At 53.3% G+C, this 5,530-nt stretch carries 6 protein-coding genes; 5 read left to right on the forward strand and 1 reads right to left on the reverse strand.

Features of this window, described 5'->3' with window-relative positions:
• Positions 1 to 218: 218 nt before the first annotated feature.
• The gene (locus tag A3730_RS14370) at positions 219 to 698 is read right to left on the reverse strand and encodes a helix-turn-helix domain-containing protein (protein ID WP_063521117.1); all 480 of its coding nucleotides are present in this window, start codon (positions 696 to 698) and stop codon (positions 219 to 221) included.
• A gap of 116 nt (positions 699 to 814) precedes the next feature.
• On the opposite strand from A3730_RS14370, the gene A3730_RS14375 reads away from it, so the two are divergent.
• From A3730_RS14375 to A3730_RS14395, 5 genes are all read left to right on the forward strand, one after another.
• Positions 815 to 1,540, forward strand: coding sequence for an SDR family oxidoreductase (locus A3730_RS14375; RefSeq protein WP_063521116.1), 726 nt, complete (start codon positions 815 to 817; stop codon positions 1,538 to 1,540).
• 255 nt (positions 1,541 to 1,795) lie between these two features.
• Complete coding sequence (locus A3730_RS14380) at positions 1,796 to 2,383, forward strand: 2-hydroxychromene-2-carboxylate isomerase (protein ID WP_063521115.1); 588 nt, start codon at positions 1,796 to 1,798, stop codon at positions 2,381 to 2,383.
• A 164-nt stretch (positions 2,384 to 2,547) separates the two neighbouring features.
• Complete coding sequence (locus A3730_RS14385) at positions 2,548 to 3,204, forward strand: glutathione S-transferase family protein (RefSeq protein WP_063521114.1); 657 nt, start codon at positions 2,548 to 2,550, stop codon at positions 3,202 to 3,204.
• A gap of 256 nt (positions 3,205 to 3,460) precedes the next feature.
• Positions 3,461 to 3,769, forward strand: coding sequence for a hypothetical protein (locus A3730_RS14390; RefSeq protein WP_063521113.1), 309 nt, complete (start codon positions 3,461 to 3,463; stop codon positions 3,767 to 3,769).
• A 255-nt stretch (positions 3,770 to 4,024) separates the two neighbouring features.
• Positions 4,025 to 5,146: an AAA family ATPase gene (locus tag A3730_RS14395; RefSeq protein WP_063521112.1), complete on the forward strand. Its 1,122-nt coding sequence runs from the start codon at positions 4,025 to 4,027 to the stop codon at positions 5,144 to 5,146.
• The last annotated feature ends 384 nt before the right edge of the window (positions 5,147 to 5,530 follow it).

Genomic DNA, 5,530 nt, shown 5'->3' on the forward strand with positions numbered 1-5,530 from the left:
TCCACTTCTCCTTGTTCGTGCAGCCTCATCCGGTCAACGAAGGGCTCGGATACCGTTCAAGTTTTGAGAGAAATGCTGGCGGGACCTATCTACATCACAGGCTCAGGGCCTCAGGTCGAATACGGGTTGCCCGCCAGCAGTGGCGGAAGGGTAGCAAATCCTTCCGCCGGAGAGACACAAGGTCGTATTAGTCCGGAGGACGTAATCCGACAAAGCCTCTAACCCGCTTTGGTCGGCAACAATGCCCCGGCCCAGTGCGGGTTCTCTTCCAGCCGAATATCCCTGGGCTCCACGCTCTCACCGCAATGGCCGCATTGCAGTTTGGCCTCCAGCGGTTCGCCGCATTGGCGGTGCACGCGCACCAGCGGCGGGCCGGCTTCGTCGGCCAGGTATTTGTCGCCCCACTGGGCCAGGTGGGCAATCACCGGGTAGAGGTCGCGGCCCATGGTGGTCAGCCGGTATTCGTGGCGCAGGGGGCGTTCCTGGTAGGCGACTTTTTCCAGCACTCCGCCCTCGGCGAGCTTGCGCAGCCGGTCGCTGAGCACATGGCGGGTGACGCCCAGCCGTTGCTGGAAATCATCAAAACGGCGCACGCCGAGAAAGCAGTCGCGCAGCACCAGCAGCGTCCAGTTATCGCCAATAATGGCCAGCGAACGGGCCAGTGAGCAGGGCTGTTGGTCGATGTCTTGCCAGCGCATAGTAAACCTCCGGGAACATTTTCTGATCATACCCGCTTGACGGGTTCCCAAAAAGAACCGACTATCAGTTCCTAATTGGAACTTACTTCTTGCCTTGATGAAGAACAGGAGGCCCCATGCCAGAATCCGCCGTAGTGGTAATCGGTGCCGGCGATGCCACCGGTGGCGCCATCGCCAAACGCTTTGCCCGCGAAGGCTACACCGTCTGCGTCACCCGCCGCACGGAAGACGCGCTGGCACCGCTGGTGCAGGAGATCGAGCAGGCGGGCGGCAAGGCGCGCCCGTTTGGTTGCGATGCCCGCGATGAAGAGCAGATGGTGGCGCTGTTCGACACCATCGAAAGCGAGGTAGGCCCGGTGGAAGTGGTGGTGTTCAACATCGGCGCCAACGTGTTCTTCTCCATCCGCGAAACCACCGCCCGGGTGTACCGCAAGGTCTGGGAGATGGCCGCCTTCGCCGGTTTCCTGGCGGGCCGCGAAGCCGCCCGGGTGATGGTGCCGCGCAACAAGGGCACCATTATCTTCACCGGCGCTACCGCTTCATTGCGCGGCGGCAAGGGTTTCTCCGCCTTCGCCGGTGCCAAGTTTGCCCTGCGCGCGTTGGCGCAAAGTATGGCCCGGGAGTTGGGTCCGGAAGGCATTCATGTGGTCCACCCGATCATCGATGGCGCCATCGACACGGCGTTCATCCGCGATAACTTCCCGGCCAAGTATGCCCAGAAAGAACAGGCTGGCATTCTCAACCCGGAACACATCGCCGACACCTACTGGATGCTCCACCAACAACCCCGCGACGCCTGGACCCACGAAATCGACCTGCGCCCGTGGATGGAAACGTTTTAAGAGACGCAGCACGCAACAAAAAGCAGTTACAAGTTGAAAGTTCAAAGTTAAAACGCGAAGTCCGCCCAAGATCACTCAAAGGCCTTGGCTTCGCGCTCAAACCGTTTGAAGCGCGGGCACGGTATAAAAGAACATGGTGATTCTTCTCGCGCTTTTGAACTTTGAACTTTGAACTTTTAACTCCGCCCATCGCGCCGCGTACCCGCAGTGCACAGAGAGCGTCGCTCCTACATGACAATCAGAAAGGACCAACCCATGACCCAAAAAATCGAATTCCTCTTCGACGTGGGCAGCCCCACCGCCTACCTGGCCTGGAGCCAACTCCCCGCCCTGTGCGAGCGCACCGGCGCTGAACTGGTCTACGTCCCCGTCTTGCTGGGCGGCATCTTCAAGGCCACTGGCAACAACCCGCCCGGTGCCGTGCCCGCCAAGGGCATGTACATGATGCGCGACCTGGCTCGCTACTCGGCGCGCTACCAGGTGCCGCTCACCATGAACCCGCACTTCCCGGTGAACACCATCACCCCCATGCGCATTATCACCGCCGCCATCGGCACCCCGGAACAGGATGCCGTGATCACCGCCCTCTACAACGCCATGTGGCGCGAGCCCTGCAAACTCTCCGAGCCGGAAGAAATCACCCGCGTCCTTACCGCCGCCGGCCTGGATGCACAGGCCTGGCTGGACAAGGCCGCCAGCGACGAAGTGAAAGAGCAGCTCAAAGCCAACACCGAGGCCGCCATCAAGCGCGGCGTATTCGGCGCGCCAACCATGTTCGTGGGCAATGAAATGTTCTTCGGGCAGGACCGGCTCGATTTTGTGGAGGAAGAAGTTAAAGAATAGCTACGAGCTACGAGCTACAAGGAAAAGACAAAAGCCCGGGCGCGTGTGACGTGTTCCGGGCTTTTGTCTTTTCGTGATGGGCAGGCGTGTTTGCTATGTGTGTTGCGCTGCGATCTTGTGTAGATTCAGGGTCTTGAAAAGAGACTAACGCGAGGGAGCGCGCTATGACGGATCTTGTCCTTACCACCTATGACTGGGTGCCCGACATGCCACGGGGTTACGTGCGTGACCTGCGCGTGCGCTGGGCGCTGGAAGAGGCCGGGTTGCCGTATCAGGTGCAGAGGGTTCCGTTTCACGAACGGGGAGCCGATCACTTTGCGCATCAGCCCTTCGGGCAGGTGCCCTGGCTCACCGATGGCGATCTCTCATTGTTCGAAAGCGGTGCCATCCTCCTGCATCTGGCAGAACGCAGTGCATCGCTGATGCCAGCAGACCCGAGCGCCCGCAGCGCCGTCATTAGTTGGCTCTTCGCTGCCCTCAACTCCGTGGAAGCCGCCAGCCTGCCCTGGTCCCTCTACCAGTTCGCCGGCGATAACCAGCCAACCCCGGGCCGACAACACCTGGACGCCTTCCTCGCCGCCCGTCTCCAGCATATGGAAGCCACACTCACCGGCCGCGAATGGCTCACCGACACTTTCTCTGTTGCCGACATTCTCATGGTCGACGTACTGCGCCTGGTCGACCGCTTCGACGGCCTGGCAGATCACCCGGCCTGCCGAGCCTACATCGCCCGCGCCACCGCCCGCCCGGCCTTTATCAAGGCCCACGCCGACCAAATGGCCCACTTCGCCGCCGCTGACAAGGCCGAGGGCCGGCCGTAAACAGACTTTTCCCCATGTGCATTTATTTGTGCGGGTGGATTGTGTAGATTCGGAACTGGATCACAAATAACAATCGGCCAGCCAGGGTGGCATGGCCTGCGAAAGCGAATCGGGGGAAGGGATGCCTGTCTGGTTATCTTTATGCTGGCCTGGGGCTGGCTTTTGCAATTGCATCTCCTCTTTGATTCTGCGCATGGGGCAATACTTGACCCCAATCTCGAATACTCTGTTATAAATCCAAAAACTTGGGGGCATCATGCCAATTAAAAAGCACGAACTTGATGAAATGAACGAAGCACTTAGGAATGGCAGCACCATTTCTAAGCTGGCCCAGAAGTATAAGCAATATGACTATTGGGAAATTTACTGGGAAGTGAGTGATGCCAGCATTCTTGGTAAGAAGCGCGCTATCACCAACCGAATTAAGAAGCTTGTTTCAACACGGAAGAGAGAAGACCGAGAGGTGCTGGCCGAAGAAGCTCAAGAGCTATTAAACGAGCTGTACGACCAGCTCAAGAGTAACAGCAAGAAACTTGTCGATATAGACCGAGTTCTTCGGCGCTAGGTCTAATAAGAAGCAGAGTTGAGGAGCAGATCTTCCGTTCCACATTGAGTGCGAATGAATTGTGATAACTGGAGGGTCTAACCCTTACGGGAGCCCAATAAGATTTAAGGTGAGATTTGTTCTTAGCCATAGCCCAGGACGCTAATTTGATAGGGTTTGGGTTGATTGTCGGTTGGAAGCGAATCGGGGATATACAGAAAAGTGATATGTGGCATCTGCAACTGGATATGCTGTTAATTTGAGGAGAGGTAGTTTATGCATCAAGTCGTTGATGTCTTTGGTGTGAGAAGCAAGCTTATAAAATCCTATATCGAAAGAGAGGACGTAGACTCTCGTTTCAAAGATGCTTTGAAGAGTGGGAATGAAGTAATTGTCTATGGTTCATCCAAGCAAGGTAAGACATCTCTTATATTAAAGCATCTTGATGAAGATCAATATATAAAAGTAGAGTGCTCGCCGCAAACCACCCCGGTAGACATATATAAATCTGTATTGCGTCAAATAGGTGTTACATTCATTGAGTCGGAAACTGCTGACTCGGGATATGAGCACGGCGGTAAGATCGGAGGTAGTTTTCGCGTCAAGATACCTTTCGTTGGCGGTGCCAAAGCTTCGGGAGAGATGCAGGATAAGGCAAGCGCTAGAACAAGCAAAACTGAGTCGCATGTCGAGTATAATCTCACTTTGGCTCAAGATGTCTCCGAGCTATTAAAGGCCAATGATTTTAATAAATTTATTGTTTTGGAGAATTTTCACTACTTGCCGCATGAGGTACAGAAAACGCTCGCATATGATTTGCGAATTTTTCAAGATCACCATTATATATTTGTTGTATTGGGGATATGGAGAGAAGCGAATAGGCTTGTCCAGTTTAATGGGGATTTGCTGGATCGTGTCACTGAAGTCGCTGTTGAGCCATGGGAGAAAGAAGACTTTTATAAAGTAATAGCAATGGGAGAAAAACTCCTTAATGTCGATTTTTATCATGTCAAGGAGAGGCTTGTAGATGAGTCTTTCGATAGCATTGGAGTGGTTCAAGAGATTTGCAAGCTATGCTGCCAATTCGCCGGAATAAATTCTACATCTGGTGAAACTGTTTTAATTAAGGAAGAGTATCTAGAACAAGCAATGACAAAAAAAGCTGAAGAGTATGGTGTAAGACACATTAGAAATTTTGAGTCTTTTGTGGATATACGCGTTCGAGTCAGTGCGCAAAGCGGTAAGCCATCACTTGCATACCCATACTATTTCATCAGGTTGCTGCTAACTGAAGATTTTGAAAATATTCAGCGCGGAATGACGCGAGGTTATCTTTTAGAGGGGATACGCAATATTCACCACAGGCCTGATGACGTGCGCTCCAGTGACTTGGGTTAGTTCCTCCATAACCTTACGCAGCATCAAATCGGAAAAGGAATACAGCCTCCATTTGTTGATTATGATAGAGGGGGTAAAGTTCTCAAGATAATCGATTCGTCATTATATTTTTTTCTTAAGCACTGTAACCGTGAAGAAATTGCTGAGGATATTCCAAATCCAGTGGAGGAAATTTAATACAAACCTGAGGTTCTGGAATCAATATTCTTTCTTCATTGCATGCAGGTGAGTTATGGGGGCTGGAGGTCCTGACTCCGAAGTGATCGGGGCAGGTCTCCCATTTCCCAAAAGATTTCTTCATAAAAAATGCCCTTGCTTCCATCGAAGACAAGGGCATTATTTTTTCAACTTTCAACTTTCAACTTTCAACTTTCAACTTTCAAC

Source organism: Alcanivorax sp. HI0044 (assembly GCF_001634945.1).

Excerpts from the sequence above, each read along its gene's own strand:
- A3730_RS14370 (WP_063521117.1), bottom strand. The coding sequence starts at position 698 with ATGCGCTGGCAAGACATCGACCAACAGCCCTGCTCACTGGCCCGTTCG.
- A3730_RS14375 (WP_063521116.1), top strand. The coding sequence starts at position 815 with ATGCCAGAATCCGCCGTAGTGGTAATCGGTGCCGGCGATGCCACCGGT.
- A3730_RS14380 (WP_063521115.1), top strand. The coding sequence starts at position 1,796 with ATGACCCAAAAAATCGAATTCCTCTTCGACGTGGGCAGCCCCACCGCC.
- A3730_RS14385 (WP_063521114.1), top strand. The coding sequence starts at position 2,548 with ATGACGGATCTTGTCCTTACCACCTATGACTGGGTGCCCGACATGCCA.
- A3730_RS14390 (WP_063521113.1), top strand. The coding sequence starts at position 3,461 with ATGCCAATTAAAAAGCACGAACTTGATGAAATGAACGAAGCACTTAGG.
- A3730_RS14395 (WP_063521112.1), top strand. The coding sequence starts at position 4,025 with ATGCATCAAGTCGTTGATGTCTTTGGTGTGAGAAGCAAGCTTATAAAA.